We start from the raw sequence: 18,129 nt of genomic DNA, 5'->3' as shown, positions 1-18,129 counted from the left end.
GATGGAACTGACGATGAACGCGCAGGCGCCCACGGCCGGCAACGGCCCGCTGCGCCGCCTGTCCAACCTGCTGTACCGCAAGCCTACGCTCTACCTCTCGCTGCTGCTGGTGCCGCCGCTGCTGTGGTTCGGCGCCATCTACCTGGGCTCGCTGCTGACCCTGATGTGGCAGGGCTTCTACACCTTCGACGACTTCACCATGACGGTGACGCCGGACCTGACCTGGGCCAACTTCGCCGCCCTGTTCACCCCGGCCAACTTCGACATCATCCAGCGCACCCTGGCGATGGCCATCGCGGTGTCCATCGCCAGCGGCGTGGTGGCCTTCCCCATCGCCTACTACATGGCGCGCTACACCAGCGGCAAGACCAAGGCCTTCTTCTACATCGCGGTGATGATGCCGATGTGGGCCAGCTACATCGTCAAGGCCTACGCCTGGACCCTGCTGCTGGCCAAGGGCGGCGTGGCCATGTGGTTCGTGCACCACCTCGGCCTGCAATGGCTGCTGGACCTGCTGATGGACGTGCCCGGCGTGGGCGGCAACACCCTGTCCACCTCGCACCTGGGGCGCTTCCTGGTGTTCGTGTACATCTGGCTGCCGTTCATGATCCTGCCGATCCAGGCTTCCCTGGAGCGCCTGCCACCGTCGCTGCTGCAAGCCAGCGCGGACCTGGGCGCGCACCCGCGGCAGACCTTCCTGCAAGTGATCCTGCCGCTGTCGATCCCGGGCATCGCCGCCGGCTCGATCTTCACTTTCAGTCTGACCCTCGGCGACTTCATCGTGCCGCAACTGGTGGGCCCGCCGGGCTACTTCATCGGCAGCATGGTCTACGCCCAGCAGGGCGCGATCGGCAACATGCCGATGGCCGCCGCCTTCACCCTGGTGCCCATCGTGCTGATCGCCGTGTACCTGTCCATCGTCAAACGCCTGGGGGCCTTCGATGCACTCTGACTCCTCATCTCAAGAGAAGGCTTCCTGGGGCCTGAAAGCCGCCGCCTGGGGCGGGCTGGTGTTCCTGCACTTCCCGATCCTGATCATCTTCATGTACGCCTTCAACACCGAGGACGCCGCGTTCAGCTTCCCGCCACAGGGCTTCACCCTGCACTGGTTCAGCGTCGCCTTCGGCCGCCAGGACGTGCTGGAGTCGATCACCCTGTCGCTGAAGATCGCCTGCATCGCCACCCTGATCGCCATGCTCCTGGGCACCCTGGCCGCGGCTGCGCTGTACCGCCGCAACTTCTTCGGCAAGGAGGGCATCTCGCTGATGCTGATCCTGCCGATCGCCCTGCCCGGCATCATCACCGGCATCGCGCTGCTCTCGGCGTTCAAGACGCTGGGGATAGAACCGGGCTTCCTGACCATCGTCATCGGCCACGCGACCTTCTGCGTGGTGATCGTCTACAACAACGTGATCGCCCGTTTCCGCCGCACCTCCCACAGCCTGATCGAGGCCTCGATGGACCTGGGCGCCGACGGCTGGCAGACCTTCCGCTACGTGATCCTGCCGAACCTCGGCTCGGCCCTGCTGGCCGGCGGCATGCTGGCCTTCGCGCTGTCCTTCGACGAGATCATCGTCACCACCTTCACCGCCGGCCACGAGCGCACCCTGCCGATCTGGCTGCTCAACCAGCTGACGCGCCCGCGCGACGTGCCGGTGACCAACGTGGTGGCCATGCTGGTGATGCTGGTGACCATGCTGCCGATCCTCGGCGCCTACTACCTGACCAAGGGTGGCGAGGGCGTGGCGGGGAGTGGCAAGTGACTACGGTGCCGTGCGGCCCTCTCCCTAACCCTCTCCCTGAAGGGAGAGGGGACTTGATCGGAGCAGGAGGAAACCAAGGCCTCAGCCGGCACGTACGGCTCCCTCTCCCTTCGGAGCGGGGCGCGCAGCCAGGGCGGGGGGAGAGGGAAAAGCCCCCGCTCCGACATAACAGACCCCCTCAGGACTGCCGAAACCGGCGGCCCCATAAAAGAAACCCCAACGAATACCTGCAAGCCCTGACCAAGAGGACTTAAAGAATGCAAACCAAACTGCTGATCAACGGCCAACTGGTCGCTGGCGAAGGCGAGAAGCTCGCCGTGCTCAATCCCTCCCTGGGCACCACCCTGGTGGAGATCGCCGAGGCCACCCCGGCCCAGGTCGACGCCGCCGTGCAGGCCGCCGACGCCGCCTTCGACAACTGGTCGCAGACCGCGCCGAAGGACCGCTCGCTGCTGCTGCTGAAACTGGCCGACGCCATCGACGCCCACGCCGAGGAACTGGCGCGCCTGGAATCCAACAACTGCGGCAAGCCCTACAGCGCCGCGCTGAACGACGAACTGCCGGCCATCGCCGACGTGTTCCGCTTCTTCGCCGGTGCCAGCCGCTGCCTGCAGGGTTCCGCCGCCGGCGAATACCTGCCCGGGCACACCTCGATGATCCGCCGCGACCCGATCGGCGTGGTGGCCTCCATTGCGCCCTGGAACTACCCGCTGATGATGGTCGCGTGGAAACTCGGCCCGGCCCTGGCCGCTGGCAACACCGTGGTGCTCAAGCCCTCCGAGCAGACGCCGCTGACCGCCCTGCGCCTGGCCGAGCTGATGGCCGACATCTTCCCCGCCGGCGTGGTCAACCTGGTCTTCGGCCGCGGCCCCAGCGTCGGCGAGCCGCTGACCACCCACCCGAAGGTGCGCATGGTCTCGCTGACCGGCTCGGTCGCCACCGGCAGCCGCATCATCGCCGGCACCGCCGACACCGTGAAGCGCATGCACATGGAGCTGGGCGGCAAGGCCCCGGTGATCATCTTCGACGACGCCGACATCGACGCCGCCGTGGAAGGCATCCGCACCTTCGGCTTCTACAACGCCGGCCAGGACTGCACCGCCGCCTGCCGCATCTACGCGCAGAAGGGTATCTACGCCAAATTCGTGGAGAAACTGGGCGAAGCCGTCGCCAGCATCCGCTACGGCGAGCAGGACGACCCGGACACCGAACTCGGCCCGGTCATCACCGAGCAGCACCTGGAGCGCGTCATCGGCTTCGTCGAACGTGCCCGCCAGCTGCCGCACATCGAGGTGGTCACCGGCGGCAAGCGCGCCGACCGCCCCGGCTTCTTCTTCGAACCGACCGTGCTGGCCGGCGCCCGCCAGGACGACGAAGTGGTGCGCCGCGAGATCTTCGGCCCGGTGGTCTCGGTCACCGAGTTCGACGACGAAGCGCAGGCGCTGGCCTGGGCCAACGACTCCGACTACGGCCTGGCCAGCTCGGTGTGGACCAGCGACATCGGCCGCGCCCACCGCCTGGCGGCCCGCCTGCAGTACGGCTGCACCTGGGTCAACACTCACTTCATGCTGACCACCGAGATGCCCCATGGCGGCATGAAGCTTTCCGGCTACGGCAAGGACATGTCCATGTACGGGCTGGAGGACTACACCGCCGTTCGTCATGTGATGTTCAAGCACTGAGGTTGTTTTCCGGGTTCCCGCACACGCGGGAGCCCGGCGACCTCGCGGCACCCAGGGCCACCCGGCCCACAACCCGCGGGCGCGCCCGCAACGGAGGCAAGCATGCGTCACCTCGTCAGAGCGTTCTACCTGCTGTCGCTGTTCACCCTCGCCGGCCTGGCCCAGGCCGCCAGCTCTTCATCCCAGGAAACACCGAAACAGATAGTCGACGCCTACATGGCCGCGTGGAACGCCCACGACGCCGAGAAGGCCGCCGGCTACCTGGCCAAGGACGCGGAGTACTTCGACGTCACCGTCGGCACCCCGCAGAAGGGCCGCGAGGCCGCGCGCGACAACGTGATCAAGGCCTTCGTCGGCGCCGTGCCGGACCTGAAGTGGAAGATGAACGGCAAGCCCATCGTCGACAAGGACGGCATCGCCTTCCAGTGGACCTTCAGCGGCACCAACACCGGCGCCTGGGACGCGCAGACGCCGGCGACCAACAAGCCGCTGTCGTTCGACGGTGTCAGTTATGTGAAGGTCAAGGACGGAAAGATCGTTTACCAGGGGGATTACTACGACGCCCTTGGGTTGCATAAGCAGTTGGGGTGGTGAGGTTGGCCTGGGGCTGGAAGGTTTGCGCTAGCCCCACCAACCCTCTCCCCCCGCCCTCTCCCTGAAGGGAGAGGGAGCCTTACGGTGTGAAGCGCAACATCGATGCTCGCCGGCAAACACCACCCGTTTCCGCCAGCACGGACAGCCCCCTCTCCCTTCAGGGAGAGGGCTGGGGAGAGGGAGCGGAGTCAATCCATCACGCCAACATCGCAGGAATACACGGTTCGCGAGCAAGCTCGCTCCTACGAAAATACGAAAAGCCTCCCGCCATCAAACCTCGATAATCACCTTCAACGCCTTGTTCTGCGCCGCCTTGCCGAAGGTCTCGTAGGCCTGGAGGATGTCGTCCAGGGCGAAGCGGTGGGTGATCAGCTGTTCGGGCTGCAGCTTGCCGGCCTGCACGCTCTTGAGCAGCATCGGCGTGGTCACCGCGTCCACCAGGCGGGTGCGCAGGGTGATGTTGTGCGACCACAGGCGCTCCAGGTGCAACTCCACCGGCACCCCGTGCACGCCCAGCACGGCAATGTCGCCGCCAGGTGCGATCAGCTCCTCGCACAGGCTGAAGGTGCTCGGCACGCCCACCGCTTCCACCGCGCTGTCCACGCCCAGGCCGTCGGTCAGCGCCTTCACCTTCTCCAGCAACTGCGGGTCGCCGGCATTGAAGCAGTCGGTGGCGCCGAAGCCCTTCGCCACTTCCAGGCGGTTGTCGTCCAGGTCGATCATGATGATCCGCGCCGGCGAGTAGAACTGCGCGGTGAGCAGCGCGGCCAGGCCCACCGGGCCGGCGCCGACGATGGCGAGGTTGCCGCCGGGCTGCACGCGGCCGTTGAGCACGCCGCACTCGAAGCCCGTGGGGAGGATGTCGCTGAGCATCACCATGGCCTCCTCGTCCGCCTCGGCGGGCAGGTGGTACAGGCTGGTGTCGGCATGGGGGATGCGCACCTTCTCGGCCTGGGTGCCGTCGATCAGGTGGCCGAGGATCCAGCCGCCGGTGCGGCAGTGCGAGGTCATGCCCTTGCGGCAGAAGTCGCACTTGCCGCAGGCGCTGATGCAGGAGATCAGCACGCGGTCGCCGGGCTTGAACTGGCTGACCGCCGCGCCGACCTGCTCGACCACCCCGACGCCCTCGTGGCCGAGGATGCGCCCGGGTCGGCAGGCTGGCACGTCGCCCTTGATGATGTGCAGGTCGGTGCCGCAGAGGGTGGTGCGGAGCAGGCGCACCACGGCGTCGCCGGGCGCCTGCAGTTCGGGGTCGGGGCGCTCTTCCAGGGCGATGTCGCCGACACCGCGGTAGACCAGGGCTTTCATGGCCGGGCTCCTTTCGGGGAATGGTCAGGACAGGCTAGTCCCGCCCCGGCGGCCAGGGCCTGATCCCGATCAAAGGCTCATTCGGCGCTGGGCAGCTCGGTGATGTGGATTTCCGTCAGCAGCGGCTCGGGCTTGAGCTGGCTGCGCTTGAGCAGCGGGCAGAAGCGCGCCAGGCTGCCGATCAGCTCCCACTGGGTTTCCAGGTCGCCGGCCAGGTGGGCGATGTCGTTCAGGGCGCGCTGGCCGACCTGCTGCAGGTGCGGGTCGGCGCTGCGGCCCAGCTCCAGGGAAAGCTGGCCGATCAGGGTGCTGAGGGCGGACATGTTGCGCGTCGCCAGGGCCAGGATGTTCGCCAGCAGGGCGATCTCCGATTCCGGCACGGCGGCGGGTGGGGTGCGTGCGTCCATGCGTGTACCAGTGGGAAGTGCGTCGTCCTGACGCGTTGCGGCGGAGCATAGCAGCAAAATGCCTGCATACGATCCATTTCACATTTTGTTGTACGAAAGTGCTGGCGCGCCGCCCGATGGACGGCGCGCCATGGCCTCAGGCTTCGCCCAGGGGCTTGCGCATCGGCGTGCCACGCTGGGCCGCGCGCAGGTACTGCGCCGGCCAGGGCACCTGCTGGCCGCCCAGCTCGTCGGCGGCGTTGAGCGGCCAGTAGGGCTCGCGCAGCAGCTCGCGGGCCAGCAGGATCAGGTCGGCCTGGCCGGTGCGCAGGATGTGCTCGGCCTGCACCGGCTCGGTGATCATGCCGACGGTGCTGCTGGCGATCTCGGCCTCCTTGCGCACGCGCTCGGCGAACTGCGTCTGGTAGCCCGGGCCCACCGGAATCTCGGCGTTCACCGCGGTGCCGCCGGAGGACACGTCGATCAGGTCGACACCCAGGTCCTTCAGGCGCCGGGCCAGCGCCACCGTCTCGTCGGGGTTCCAGCCGTCCTCCACCCAGTCGGTGGCCGACAGGCGCACCAGCAGCGGCAGTTCTTCAGGCCAGACCTCGCGCACCGCCTGGGTCACTTCCAGCAGGTAGCGGATACGGTTCTCGAAGCAGCCGCCGTACTGGTCGCGGCGCTGGTTGGACAGCGGCGAGAGGAACTGATGCAGCAGGTAGCCGTGGGCCGCGTGCACCTCCACCACCTTGAAGCCCGCCGCCAGGGCGCGCTCGGCGGAGCGGACGAAGGCCTGGGTGACTTCGGCCATCTGCGCCTCGGTCAGCGCCGTGGGCGTGGTGTGCTTGGGGTCGAAGGCGATGGCCGACGGCGCCAGCGGCACCCAGCCGCCCTCGGCCACCGGCATGCTCCCCGGCTTGCCCAGCCAGGGCGCATAGGTGCTGGCCTTGCGCCCGGCGTGGGCCAGCTGGATGCCGGCCACAGCGCCCTGAGATTCGATGAAACGGGTGATGCGCCGCAGGGGCTCGACCTGCTCGTCCTTCCACAGGCCCAGGTCGCGGTCGGTGATGCGCCCTTCCGGAACCACCGCGGTGGCCTCCACCAGGACCAGGCCGGCGCCACCCACGGCGCGGCTGCCCAGGTGCACCAGGTGCCAGTCGTTGGCCAGGCCGTCCTCGGCCGAGTACTGGCACATGGGGGAAACGCCGATGCGGTTGGGCAAGGTCAGTTGGCGCAGGGTCAGGGGCTCGAACAGCTGGCTCATGGCTACACTCCCTCAGGTTCTTTCAACGAATGATCGACACTTCAACTGTAGACCGGGTTGGCCGGCCGACACGTCAATCGTTCGTCCACGACCCCCTCGGCCCTAGGCCAACAGCTCTGTCTCCAGGCCGTAGCGGCGCTGCGCATCGCGGCGCAGCACGCCGCTGGCATGCAGCCGGCGCAAGGTCTGGCGCACGCAGTTGGGCGAGATGGGCGCGGCTTCGTCCAGCAGGCGCTGGTGCAGCGCCGAAACGCTGTAGAAGCCGCCGGAGCAGAGCACATCCAGTACCTTCAGGCGCGGCAGGCTGCAACGCAGGCCGGCGCGTTCGAGCAGCTTGCGCGCCGGGCGCAGTTCGCGGCGCTGCGCCAGCGGCAGGACCTCGGGCCGGCCGTCGGCGGCCGCGTCGGGGAAGCGAGGGTGGAGGGTCACGAAAGAGTCCTTTTCCGGGCCGCCATTGCGGCTTTCTCTAATGAAGACGAACGAGCGGGGCAAAACCGGCAACCGGAGCGATGAAATAATTTATTGCAAACCCACTGGCCGATTTCTCCGTCTCATCCGTCCTTATCCATAGAATCCCCGGCCAATGGCGGGGCCCCGGCGGCATCGCCGCCTCCTCACTGCGTGAAGCCTGAAGCTCCCATGTCCAAGAAATCCCGTGCCAGGAACTGGTTCCTGATCCACAGCTGGCTGGCCTTGCCCATCTGGTTCTTCGTCTTCCTGGTGTGCATCACCGGCACCCTGGCCACCGTCAGCCAGGAGATCGTCTGGCTGGCCAACCCGGCCATCCGCGCCAACGCGCCGCCCGGCGACGCTCAGCGTCTGGGCTACGACGCCCTGCTGGCCGCGGTCCAGCGCCAGCAGCCGCAGGCCCATGTGCAAGGCCTGCACGTGCCGAGCGAAAGGCACTTCGCCATAGAAGCCCAGGTCAGCTACCCGGACGCGCGCAACGCCACCCTCTACGTCAACCCGTACAGCGGCGCCATCCAGGGCGAGGCGCCGCTGTTCGACTTCCGCAACTTCACCCGCGCCCTGCACGGCTGGTGGCTGGTGCCCTTCAGCCACGGCTACAGCTGGGGCTGGTACCTGGTGACGCTGCTGGGCCTGCCGATGCTGGCCTCGCTGGTCACCGGGCTGGTGGTCTACAAGCGCTTCTGGCGCGGCTTCCTCGCCCCGCGCCTGCGCCTGAACCAGGGCGCGCGCATCTTCTGGGGCGACTTCCACCGCCTGACCGGCATCTGGTCGATCTGGTTCATCGCGGTGATCGCCGTCAGCGGCACCTGGTTCCTGGTCCAGGCGGTGCTCTACGACAACGCCATTTCCATCTCCAGCGAGGGCGTGCCGGCCATCATCCAGCCCGAGCAGGTGCCGCCGGGCGTCGACGGCGGGCCGCCGCCGCGCATCGGCCTGGACCAGGCGGTGGCCGTCGCGCAGCGCGAGATTCCCGGCTTCGAGCCGCGCTACCTGACGCTGCCGGGCGACGCCTTCGCGCCCATCGGCCTGCTCGGCCACGGCTGGTTCCCGCTGCTGTTCGAGCGCGCCAAGGTCAACCCCTACGACGGCAGCCTGGCCGCCACCCGGCGCCTGGGCGACCGCAGCGGCCTGGAGTTCTTCAGCGAATCCATGCGCCCGCTGCACGTGGGCGACTTCGGCGGGCTCTGGGTGAAACTGATCTGGTTCGCCTTCGGCCTGCTGCTCAGCCTGATGGTGCTCAGCGGCCTGCAGATCTGGAGCAAGCGCACCCTGCTGGCCACCGCCAAGCAACTGAAGAAGCAACGCGCCCCGCAGCGCACCGCGGCCCTCACGGAGTGAACGCCATGCCCGCCCGTCAACCTTCGCGCTTGCGCCGCCAGTGGCTGCGCTGGCGCTTCCACCTCAGCGCCCTGCTGGTGCTGATCCCCCTCGGCTACCTGCCGGCGTTCCTCCACGACGCCCGCGTCGACCGCGGCCTCACCGGCCTGGGCGAACGCGAGGTCGGCGAACTGCAGGTCGGCCCCTGGCACGCGCGCCTGGCCGAATGGGAAGTCGGCGACCCCGAGGACGAAGGCCGCGCCGGCCACCTCAAGGCCTTCACCCTGGCCTGGTGCCAGGGCTGCGAGCAGCGCATCCGCGCGGCCTACCTGCGCATCGGCCGGCCCTACAGCCTGAGCGCCCCCGGCGCGCTGCTCAGCGGCAGCCCGTACCAGCAGTTCACCGAGGTGGCGGTACCGCCACGCGCCCGCGCCGACGACCAGCTGTGGCTGACCGTCGAAGCCTGGGACGGCAGCGTGCACCAGGCCAGCCTGCCCCTCGCCGAGGCCTCCCCGTCGCTGGTGGCCTGGCTCGACCGCCAAGGAGCGTCCCGATGAAAGCCCTGCTTCCCCTCCTCCTGCTGGGCCTCGCCCCGCAGGCAATGGCCCACGCGCCCTTCCTCGAATGCAAGGCCCTGGACGCCGAGCGCATCCGCTGCCTGGGCGGCTTCAGCGACGGCAGCCAGGCGCAGGGCGTGAAGCTGCGGGTCCTCGGCCATGACGGCCAGACGCTGCTGGAAGAACGCCTGGGCGCCGACTCCAGCCTGACCTTCCAGCGCCCGGCAGTGCCCTACTTCGTGCTCTTCGACGTCGGCCCCGGCTACCGCGCCGAGGTCGACTCCCGCGACATCACCGGCCCCTGAGGCGGCCGGCTCAACCGCGGCGCAGCGCCCCGGGGGTGAGACCCAGGTAGCGGCGCATCGCCGTGGTCAGGGCGCTCTGGCTGGAGAAACCGCACTCTTCCGCCACCCGCACCAGCGCCAGGTCGGTCTCGCGCAGCAGGCGCGCGGCGGCGTCCAGGCGCTGCTTGAGCAGGTACTGGTGCGGCGTCAGGCCGACGCTGTCCTTGAACTGGGCGTGGAAGTGGCTGGGGCTCAGGCAGGCCACCTGGGCCAGTTCGGCCACCGTGATGCGCCGCGCCAGGTGGCTGCGGATGTGCCCGTCCAGGCGCTGCATGTCCAGCGGGCCGGTGGGCGGCCGGGGCGTCTCGCCGAACAGGCGCAGGTGCAGGGCGCGCAGCAGCACGCCGCCCAGCGCCCTGGCCAGCAGCGGGTCGCTGCCGTAGCGCGCCAGTTCCGCGCCGGCGTAGCTGAGCAGGTTCTGGAAGTCGGCATCCAGCGTCGGGTAGCGCGGCGCCTCGAACAGCCGCGCCAGCAGCTCGCGGTCCTCGTCCGCCACGCCTGGCGCCTGCAGGTCGAGGATCAGCATGCGGTTGTCGCCCGTGCCGGCGAAGGCGTGCCGGGCATCGCCCGGCACCAGGCAGGCGCGCATGCGGCAGACCTCGCCGCCGCGCCCGTCGACCTCGAACTCGGCGCGGCCGGCCAGGGCCATCACCAGTTGGTGATGTTCGTGGTCGTGGGCGTGGGACTGCTCGGGCAGGCGAGCGAGGCGTGCGTGCAACATCGGCAGGAGGCGTGCGTGGCTTTCCCGCACTCTAGCGAAGTTGCGCGGCCCTGCCCAGCCGCGCCGGTCAGCCGGCGTGGCGCCCGGCGTAGTCGCGGGCGAACTGCGCGGCGATGCGTCCGGAGCGCGAACCGCGGTGGGTCGCCCAGCGGATCGCCTCGGCGCGGCTGGCCTCGATGGCCTCCTCGCCCAGGCCGTGGGACTGCAGCCAGCGCGCCACCGCCTCCAGGTATTCGTCCTGGCTGAAGGCATAGAAGGAAATCCACAGGCCGAAACGTTCGGACAGCGAGACCTTCTCTTCCACCGCCTCGCCCGGGTGCAGCTCGCCGTTCTCGCCGCGGGAGAAGGCCAGGTTGTCGGCGGCGCGCTCGGCCAGCAGGTGGCGGCGGTTGGAGGTGGCGTAGATCAGCACGTTGCCGGCCTGCCCCGCCACCGAGCCGTCGAGCACCGTCTTCAGGCCCTTGTAGCCGGTCTCGCCGTCCTCGAAGGAGAGGTCGTCGCAGAACAGGATGAAGCGCTCCGGGCGCTGGCGGACCAGCTCGATGATCTGCGGCAGGTCGCCCAGGTGCTCCTTGTCCACCTCGATCAGGCGCAGGCCCTCGGCGTGGAAGGCGTGCAGGCAGGCCTTCACCAGCGAACTCTTGCCGGTGCCGCGGGCGCCGGTGAGCAGCGCGTTGTTGGCCGGGCGGCCCTGCACGAACTGGCGGGTGTTGCGCTCGATCAGCGCCTTCTGCCGCTCGACGTTGCGCAGGTCGTCGAAGGCGATCAGCGCCGGCTCGCGCACCGGCGTCAGTTGCGCCTGGGCCACCCCGGCGTGGGGGCGGTATTCCCAGAGGTAGGCGATCACTTCCGGCTGCAGCGCCTGGGCCGGCTGCGGCGGCAGGTTGCGCTGCAGCAGGTCGGCGATGCGGGTGAGCTGTTCGGTGAGCGGTTGCAGGGCAGTGGCGAAATCGGACATGGGAAAAACCGGGCGCGAGGGGATTGGCGAGCATGCTAGTAACGGGCGAGACTGGCCGTCTAACGCAAAATGGGCGATGAAATGCGAGAAGCGGACATTCCTTCCATTCACGGCGACCAGCACGCCACCGGCCCGGTGACCGCCGTCGCCCTGGACTACGCCGACGGCCACCAGGTGCCCAGCCACAGCCACCAGCGCGCGCAACTGCTCTATGCGGTGCGCGGGGTGCTGGTGGTGGGCACTGCCGGCGGCCTCTGGGTGGTGCCGGACAACCGTGGCCTGTGGGTTCCCGCCGGCGTCGAGCACTGGACGCGGATGGTCGGCGAGGTGCGCGTGCGTACCCTCTACATCGAGCCGGACAGCGCGCCGCACCTGCCCACCGCGTGCACGGTGCTGGCCATCTCGCCGCTGCTGCGCGAGCTGATCCTGGCCGCCGTCGGCATCGCCGGCGAGGTTCCGGCGGACAGCCGCGACGGCCGCGTGCTGCGCCTGCTGCTCGACGAGCTGACCAGCGAGCCAGCGCTGCCCCTGCACTTACCGCTGCCCAACGAGCCGCGCCTGCGCCGGCTGTGCCGGGACATGGGCCTGGACGCCGGGCTGGAGGACTGGGCCGCGCGGGCCAAGGTCGACGCCAAGACGGTGCGCCGCTGGTTCCTGCGCGACACCGGGCTGACCTTCGGCCAGTGGCGCCAGCAGGCCCGGCTGCTGCGCGCCCTGGAACTGCTGGGCAGCGGCGCCAGCGTGCTGGAGGCGGCGCTGGAGGTCGGCTACTCCACGCCCAGCGCCTTCAGCGCCATGTTCAGCCGCCAGTTCGGCCGCCCGCCCAGCGACTTCCTGCGCCCGCCGCGGGAAACCTCCGGCAACAGGCCGCGCTCGTCGGGGAATTGAAAGTCGCGGGCCGATTCCCCATCTAGACTGTCATGTTCAATCAGTCAGGTGCCTCATGAGCGACCAAGACGAGATTCACGATATCCACAGCGCCGAGGAGGTCACCGGGACCGGCCTGGTGCTGCCCGGCCAGAAGCTGCCGACCACCGTCTACGTCATCCCGATCCACAACCGCCCGTTCTTCCCCGCGCAGGTGCTGCCGGTGATCGTCAACGAGGAGCCCTGGGCGGAAACCCTGGAGCTGGTGGCCAAGACCGACCACCACAGCCTGGCGCTGTTCTTCATGGACAACCCGCCGGACGATCCGCGCCACTTCGACCCGGACAGCCTGCCCGAGCACGGCACCCTGGTGCGCGTGCACCATGCCAGCCGCGAAGGCGGCAAGCTGCAGTTCGTCGCCCAGGGCCTGGCGCGGGTGCGCATCCGCGGCTGGATCAAGCGCCACCGCCCGCCGTTCCTGGTCGAGGTGGACTACCCGCACACGCCCAGCGACTCCAGCGACGAGGTCAAGGCCTACGGCATGGCGCTGATCAACGCGATCAAGGAGTTGCTGCCGCTCAACCCGCTGTACAGCGAGGAGCTGAAGAACTACCTGAACCGCTTCAACCCCAACGACCCCTCGCCGCTCACCGACTTCGCCGCGGCCCTGACCACCGCGCCCGGCAACGAGCTGCAGGAGGTGCTGGACACGGTGCCGATGCTCAAGCGCATGGAGAAGGTCCTGCCGCTGCTGCGCAAGGAGGTGGAAGTCGCGCGCCTGCAGAAGGAGCTGTCGGCCGAGGTCAACCGCAAGATCGGCGAGCGCCAGCGCGAGTTCTTCCTCAAGGAGCAGCTCAAGACCATCCAGCAGGAGCTGGGCATCACCAAGGACGACAGGAGCGCCGACGCCGACGAGTTCCGCGCCCGCCTGGAAGGCAAGATCCTCCCCGAGCAGGCGAAGAAGCGCATCGACGAGGAGCTGAACAAGCTGTCGATCCTGGAGACCGGCTCGCCGGAATACGCGGTCACCCGCAACTACCTGGACTGGGCCACCGCGGTGCCCTGGGGCGTGCTGGGCAAGGACAAGCTCAGCCTGCCCCACGCGCGCAAGGTGCTGGACAAGCACCACGCCGGCCTCGAAGACGTCAAGGACCGCATCCTCGAATTCCTCGCCGTGGGCGCCTTCAAGGGCGAGATAGCCGGCTCCATCGTGCTGCTGGTGGGCCCGCCCGGGGTGGGCAAGACCAGCATCGGCAAGTCCATCGCCGAGAGCCTCGGCCGGCCGTTCTACCGCTTCAGCGTCGGCGGCATGCGCGACGAGGCGGAGATCAAGGGCCACCGCCGCACCTACATCGGCGCCCTGCCAGGCAAGCTGGTGCAGGCGCTGAAGGACGTCGAGGTGATGAACCCGGTGATCATGCTCGACGAGATCGACAAGCTCGGCGCCAGCTACCAGGGCGACCCGGCCTCGGCGCTGCTGGAGACGCTGGACCCGGAACAGAACGTGGAATTCCTCGACCACTACCTGGACCTGCGCCTGGACCTGTCCAAGGTACTGTTCGTCTGCACGGCCAACACCCTGGACTCCATCCCCGGGCCGCTGCTCGACCGCATGGAGGTCATCCGCCTGTCCGGCTACATCGCCGAGGAGAAGCTGGCCATCGCCAAGCGCCACCTGTGGCCCAAGCAGCTGGAGAAGGCCGGGGTGCCGAAGGAGCGGCTGTCGATCAACGACGCCGCCCTGCGCGCGGTGATCGAGGGCTACGCCCGCGAGGCCGGGGTGCGGCAGCTGGAGAAACAGCTCGGCAAGCTGGTGCGCAAGGCCGTGGTCAAGCTGCTGGAAGACCCCGAGGCCAAGCTGAAGATCGGCGCCAAGGACCTGGAGAGCTACCTCGGCATGCCGGTGTTCCGCACCGAGCAGCTGCTCTCCGGCATCGGCGTCATCACCGGCCTGGCCTGGACCAGCATGGGCGGCGCCACCCTGCCCATCGAGGCGACGCGCATCCACACGCTGAACCGCGGCTTCAAGCTGACCGGGCAACTGGGTGACGTGATGAAGGAGTCGGCGGAAATCGCCTACAGCTACATCACCGCCAACCTGAAGAAGTACGGCGGCGACGCCAACTTCTTCGACCAGGCCTTCGTCCACCTGCACGTGCCCGAGGGCGCCACGCCCAAGGACGGCCCCAGCGCCGGCGTCACCATGGCCAGCGCCCTGCTGTCCCTGGCGCGCAACCAGGCGCCGAAGAAGGGCGTGGCCATGACCGGCGAGCTGACCCTCACCGGCCAGGTGCTGCCCATCGGCGGGGTGCGCGAAAAGGTGATCGCGGCGCGCCGGCAGAAGATCCACGAGCTGATCCTGCCCGAAGCCAACCGCGGCGACTTCGAGGAACTGCCGGACTACCTCAAGGAAGGCCTGACGGTGCACTTCGCCAAGCGCTACAGCGACGTGGCCAAGGTGCTGTTCCCGGCCTGAGGGCCAGCGCTGCGCCGGAACGCTCTTCGTAGGATGGGTTGAGCGAAGCGATACCCATCGGACACTGGTGATGGGTATCGCTTCGCTCAACACCATCCTACGGGGTGTTGTGTTTGCCGGAGGGTGTAGGACCTTGTCCGCGATCGCCGGAACTATCGGCGCGATTCGCGGATGAGATCCGCTCCTACGCCGCCCCACCTACACCATTCCCATGTAGGAGCGCGCCCTGCGCGCGAAATCGCGGGCAGGGCCCGCTACAGGTTGCCCCGAGGCATGACATTCCTACCCGTAGGCGGACCTTGTCCGCGATAGCCGGACGTCCCGGCGCGATTCGCGGATGGAATCCGCTCCTACGCCGCGCCACCTACACCATTCCCATGTAGGAGCGCGCCCTGCGCGCGAAATCGCGGGCAGGGCCCGCTACAGGTTGCCCCGAGGCACGGCATTCCCCCGTAGCGGACCTTGTCCGCGATAGCCGGACGTCCCGGCGCGATTCGCGGATGGGATCCGCTCCTACGCCGCCCCACCTACACCATTCCCATGTAGGAGCGCGCCCTGCGCGCGAAATCGCGGGCAGGGCCCGCTTACAGGTTGCCCGAAGGCACGGCATTCCCCCGTAAGCGGACCTTGTCCGCGATGGCCGGCCATCCCGGCGCGAGCTGCAGGCTGACACGGCTCGCTCCTGCGAAGAGCATCTCACCCATGCCGTTCCTTGGGGACGTATGGCCCCACCGCACCGGACCTTTGCGATATCCTCCCGCCTGTCCGGACCCAGCCCGAGGAGTCGTCATGCCGTCGCCCCGCCCCCTGCTCGCCCTGCCCCTGCTGTTGCTCGCCGCCTGCGCCAGCCAACCCAAGCCCGTGGTCAGCCTGGAAGACGACAAGCCCTGCAAGCCCCTGGAACTGCACCAGGGCCAGGAACTGGTGCTGATGCTGCCGAGCAACCCCACCACCGGTTTCCGCTGGGAACTGCGCAACCCCGCCAGCCACGTGCTGGCCAGCCTGGGCCCGGAGGTCTACAACAACCCCGAGGACAGCGGCCTGGTCGGCAGCGCCGGCGAGTCCACCTGGCGCTTCCGCGTCACCGCCAGCGGCGAGGACCACCTGCAACTGGCCTACCGCCGCCCCTGGGAGGCCGACGTCGCCCCCGAGCGCACCTTCGACTGCGCGCTCAAGGCGTACTGAACGCGGCGCCAAATACCACCCGATCTGACGCCCGCGGCCTGGGGCGGCGGCGACGGCTGCGGCACAGTCGACGCACCCTGCTGCGGAGAATCGACAGATGCGCTGGCTGCTCCCCCTGGCCGTCCTCGCCGGCCTCGCCTACCTGCTCGGCATCGCCCTCGACCTGCCCTGGCTGCGCATGCTCTGCAAGCCGCTGCCGATCATCGCCCTGCTGGGCTGGGTGAGCCGCGAACCCGCCACAGCCTACCGCCGCTGGATCACCCTGGGCCTGGCGCTATCGCTGCTCGGCGACGTGCTGCTGGAATGGCCGCTCAACGCCTTCGTGCCCGGCCTGTGCGCCTTCCTCCTCGCTCACCTGGCCTACCTCGCCGCCTACCTGGGCGAGACGAGGCGCCCCGCCCCGCTGGCCCTGGCCTGCGCCGCGGCGCTGGGCGGCGGGCTGTTCCTGCTGCTCGACCGCCAGGGCCTGGGCCCGCTGCGCCTGCCCATCGCGGCGTACAGCCTGGTGATCGCCTGCATGCTCTGGCGCGCCCTGGCCCGGCTGCCGCAGGCCTCGCCCAGCGCTCGCCTGGCCGCCGCCGGCGCGCTGCTGTTCGTGATCTCCGACGGCATGATCGGCATCAACCGCTTCGTCTCGCCCTTCGCCGGTTCTAGCTACGCCATCATGCTCAGCTACTGGCTCGGCCAACTGGGCATCGCCGCCTCGGTTAGTGCGCGCCATACGCCTCTGCCATACTCGCAGGCGAACCCCCTCGCCTGAGGACGACATGCTGCGCGCCACCCTCACCGCCCTGTGCTGCGCGGCAGCCTTGGGCGCCACCGCCGAGCCGCTGCGCCTGGGCGGCGACGACTGGTGCCCCTACCTGTGCCCGCAGACGCCGGAGAAACCCGGCTACCTGCTCGAAGGCCTGGGCCAGGCCCTGCCCGAGCCGCCGCAGTTCGAGAACCTGCCCTGGTCGCGGGCCCTGCAGATGGCCCGCGAAGGCCTGATCGACGGGGTGATCGGCGCCTACGCGGAGGAAAGCCAGGGGCTGCTGATCGGCCGCGAACCCATCGCCTGGGCCGACATGCATTTCTACACCCGCGCCGACAGCGACTGGCGCTACCGCGACCCGGCCTCCCTCGACGGGCTCGCCGTCGGCCTGGCGCAGGGCTATTCCTACGGCGAGCAACTGGACGCCTGGCGCGACCGCAACCTGGACGACCACGAGCGGGTTCAGGTCCTCAGCGGCGAGCGCGTGCTCGAACGCAACCTGCAGAAGCTGCTGCTCGGCCGCGTCGACGTGGTGGTCGAGGACCGCCGCATCGTCGACCGCTACCTTCAGCGCCAGGGCCTTGCCGGGCAGGTCCGCAGCGCCGGCGAGCTGCCCAGCCCGCGGCCGATGTACGTGGCCCTGAGCCCACACCTGAAGAACGCCGACGCACGCCTGGCGCAGCTCGACGAGGGCCTGCGCAGGCTGCGCGAAGGCGACGCCTGGGCACCGCTGATGCGCGAGTACCTGGTCTCTGTCGACTGACACATTCGCCCTGTAGAAAAGTCCGGCAGGCGCTGCCGTCATCGTCTATAGATCAAATACCAGGGAGTATCGAATGGAGAGGTTTCATGCGTGCTGAAGTCCGTTTGCTGGGGATGCTTGGAACCTGTCTGATGCTTGGCGCGTGCGGCAGCCTGCTGCCCAGCGAACGCGCCGAGGTGCAGTCCCCCTTCATCGACTACCAGGACGCCGAGCACCGCTACGAACAGGTGGTGCCGGGCCGGACCACGCGCTCGCAACTGCTCAGCCTGGGCTTCGACCCGCTGACCCAGGGCAACGCCAAGATGCTCTCGTTCATCGACGTGCGCCTGCTCTTCGTGCAGCCGAACATCCCCATCGACTACCTGCCCGACGGCCTGGTGACCTGCCTGCAGGCCAAGGACCGCTGCATCGGCTATTCCTTCGACTTCAACAAGACCGACAGTCAGCGCATCGGCAGCTTCTGGGCCGACATGTTCAACTTCCGCAAACGCCGCCAGGTCCAGGGCTGGTCGTTCCGCCCGGTGTTCGTGCTGATCGACGACGTGGTGGTGCACAAGGTCAGCAACGGCGAACCGAACATCCGCCGCGTGGAAGACAAGAAGAACCCCCTGGGCCCGCTGCAGGGCGCCGGCGAGTACTTCTCCGACAAGCTCAAGTGAGGCGCCGGGCTCGTCGCCCGGAGGTTGGGGCGCCGCGCCCCGCTCGGCTACAATGCGCAC

General features: G+C 68.8%; 19 protein-coding genes. 13 read left to right on the top strand and 6 right to left on the bottom strand.

Annotation, left to right across the window (positions count from 1 at the left end; genetic code table 11):
* Window position 1: 1 nt before the first annotated feature.
* The 4 genes from PM1_RS06660 to PM1_RS06645 all read left to right on the top strand — a co-directional run bounded on the left by PM1_RS06660 (window position 2) and on the right by PM1_RS06645 (window position 4,039).
* Window positions 2-952 carry an ABC transporter permease gene (locus PM1_RS06660; protein ID WP_009616502.1) on the top strand — a complete coding sequence of 317 codons (951 nt, stop codon included), beginning with the start codon at window positions 2-4 and terminating at the stop codon, window positions 950-952.
* Window positions 942-1,763: an ABC transporter permease gene (locus tag PM1_RS06655; RefSeq protein WP_009616500.1), complete on the top strand. Its 822-nt coding sequence runs from the start codon at window positions 942-944 to the stop codon at window positions 1,761-1,763. The genes PM1_RS06660 and PM1_RS06655 overlap by 11 nt, the downstream gene beginning before the upstream one ends.
* Before the next feature lie 257 nt (window positions 1,764-2,020).
* Window positions 2,021-3,445 carry a gamma-aminobutyraldehyde dehydrogenase gene (locus PM1_RS06650; protein ID WP_009616498.1) on the top strand — a complete coding sequence of 475 codons (1,425 nt, stop codon included), beginning with the start codon at window positions 2,021-2,023 and terminating at the stop codon, window positions 3,443-3,445.
* Between the two features lie 102 nt (window positions 3,446-3,547).
* Window positions 3,548-4,039: an ester cyclase gene (locus tag PM1_RS06645; protein ID WP_009616496.1), complete on the top strand. Its 492-nt coding sequence runs from the start codon at window positions 3,548-3,550 to the stop codon at window positions 4,037-4,039.
* 270 nt (window positions 4,040-4,309) lie between these two features.
* Here PM1_RS06645 and PM1_RS06640 read toward each other — a convergent pair whose 3' ends face one another.
* From PM1_RS06640 to PM1_RS06625, 4 genes are all read right to left on the bottom strand, one after another.
* The gene (locus tag PM1_RS06640; protein ID WP_009616493.1) at window positions 4,310-5,347 is read right to left on the bottom strand and encodes a zinc-dependent alcohol dehydrogenase family protein; all 1,038 of its coding nucleotides are present in this window, start codon (window positions 5,345-5,347) and stop codon (window positions 4,310-4,312) included.
* A gap of 77 nt (window positions 5,348-5,424) precedes the next feature.
* Window positions 5,425-5,754, bottom strand: coding sequence for a hypothetical protein (locus PM1_RS06635; RefSeq protein ID WP_009616491.1), 330 nt, complete (start codon window positions 5,752-5,754; stop codon window positions 5,425-5,427).
* A gap of 136 nt (window positions 5,755-5,890) precedes the next feature.
* On the bottom strand, window positions 5,891-6,997 hold the full coding sequence (locus PM1_RS06630) for an NADH:flavin oxidoreductase/NADH oxidase (protein ID WP_009616489.1): 1,107 nt from the start codon (window positions 6,995-6,997) through the stop codon (window positions 5,891-5,893).
* A gap of 102 nt (window positions 6,998-7,099) precedes the next feature.
* Complete coding sequence (locus PM1_RS06625; protein ID WP_024128501.1) at window positions 7,100-7,426, bottom strand: fe2+ zn2+ uptake regulation protein; 327 nt, start codon at window positions 7,424-7,426, stop codon at window positions 7,100-7,102.
* 210 nt (window positions 7,427-7,636) lie between these two features.
* On the opposite strand from PM1_RS06625, the gene PM1_RS06620 reads away from it, so the two are divergent.
* Genes PM1_RS06620 through PM1_RS06610 form a run of 3 tightly spaced genes read left to right on the top strand, consistent with a single transcriptional unit; the run spans window position 7,637 to window position 9,647 of the window.
* Window positions 7,637-8,806, top strand: a complete 1,170-nt coding sequence (locus PM1_RS06620; protein WP_009616485.1) for a PepSY-associated TM helix domain-containing protein — start codon at window positions 7,637-7,639, stop codon at window positions 8,804-8,806.
* 5 nt (window positions 8,807-8,811) lie between these two features.
* Window positions 8,812-9,342 (top strand): hypothetical protein, encoded by a 531-nt coding sequence (locus PM1_RS06615; RefSeq protein ID WP_009616483.1) that lies wholly within the window; start codon window positions 8,812-8,814, stop codon window positions 9,340-9,342.
* On the top strand, window positions 9,339-9,647 hold the full coding sequence (locus tag PM1_RS06610) for a hypothetical protein (protein ID WP_009616481.1): 309 nt from the start codon (window positions 9,339-9,341) through the stop codon (window positions 9,645-9,647). The genes PM1_RS06615 and PM1_RS06610 overlap by 4 nt, the downstream gene beginning before the upstream one ends.
* A 10-nt stretch (window positions 9,648-9,657) precedes the next feature.
* On the opposite strand, the gene PM1_RS06605 is transcribed toward PM1_RS06610, so the two are convergent.
* Together PM1_RS06605 and PM1_RS06600 are read right to left on the bottom strand one after the other, a co-directional pair.
* Window positions 9,658-10,407 carry an AraC family transcriptional regulator gene (locus tag PM1_RS06605; protein ID WP_009616479.1) on the bottom strand — a complete coding sequence of 250 codons (750 nt, stop codon included), beginning with the start codon at window positions 10,405-10,407 and terminating at the stop codon, window positions 9,658-9,660.
* 67 nt (window positions 10,408-10,474) lie between these two features.
* Entirely contained in the window at window positions 10,475-11,365 is an 891-nt protein-coding gene (locus PM1_RS06600) for an ATP-binding protein (protein WP_009616476.1), read from the bottom strand.
* Between the two features lie 81 nt (window positions 11,366-11,446).
* On the opposite strand from PM1_RS06600, the gene PM1_RS06595 reads away from it, so the two are divergent.
* The 6 genes from PM1_RS06595 to PM1_RS06570 all read left to right on the top strand — a co-directional run bounded on the left by PM1_RS06595 (window position 11,447) and on the right by PM1_RS06570 (window position 18,069).
* Window positions 11,447-12,253, top strand: a complete 807-nt coding sequence (locus tag PM1_RS06595) for an AraC family transcriptional regulator (RefSeq protein WP_009616474.1) — start codon at window positions 11,447-11,449, stop codon at window positions 12,251-12,253.
* A gap of 55 nt (window positions 12,254-12,308) precedes the next feature.
* On the top strand, window positions 12,309-14,708 hold the full coding sequence (gene lon / locus PM1_RS06590) for an endopeptidase La (protein WP_009616472.1): 2,400 nt from the start codon (window positions 12,309-12,311) through the stop codon (window positions 14,706-14,708).
* Between the two features lie 789 nt (window positions 14,709-15,497).
* Complete coding sequence (locus PM1_RS06585) at window positions 15,498-15,893, top strand: protease inhibitor I42 family protein (protein ID WP_009616470.1); 396 nt, start codon at window positions 15,498-15,500, stop codon at window positions 15,891-15,893.
* Between the two features lie 97 nt (window positions 15,894-15,990).
* The gene (locus PM1_RS06580; RefSeq protein ID WP_009616468.1) at window positions 15,991-16,653 is read left to right on the top strand and encodes a lysoplasmalogenase; all 663 of its coding nucleotides are present in this window, start codon (window positions 15,991-15,993) and stop codon (window positions 16,651-16,653) included.
* A gap of 7 nt (window positions 16,654-16,660) precedes the next feature.
* Entirely contained in the window at window positions 16,661-17,410 is a 750-nt protein-coding gene (locus tag PM1_RS06575; protein ID WP_009616466.1) for a substrate-binding periplasmic protein, read from the top strand.
* Between the two features lie 86 nt (window positions 17,411-17,496).
* On the top strand, window positions 17,497-18,069 hold the full coding sequence (locus PM1_RS06570) for a hypothetical protein (protein ID WP_009616464.1): 573 nt from the start codon (window positions 17,497-17,499) through the stop codon (window positions 18,067-18,069).
* The last annotated feature ends 60 nt before the right edge of the window (window positions 18,070-18,129 follow it).

The organism is Pseudomonas sp. M1, assembly GCF_022760135.1.
Lineage (GTDB): Bacteria > Pseudomonadota > Gammaproteobacteria > Pseudomonadales > Pseudomonadaceae > Pseudomonas > Pseudomonas citronellolis.
Note: the sequence above shows the minus strand (reverse complement) of the source record. Positions and strands in the feature narration are given on the sequence as shown.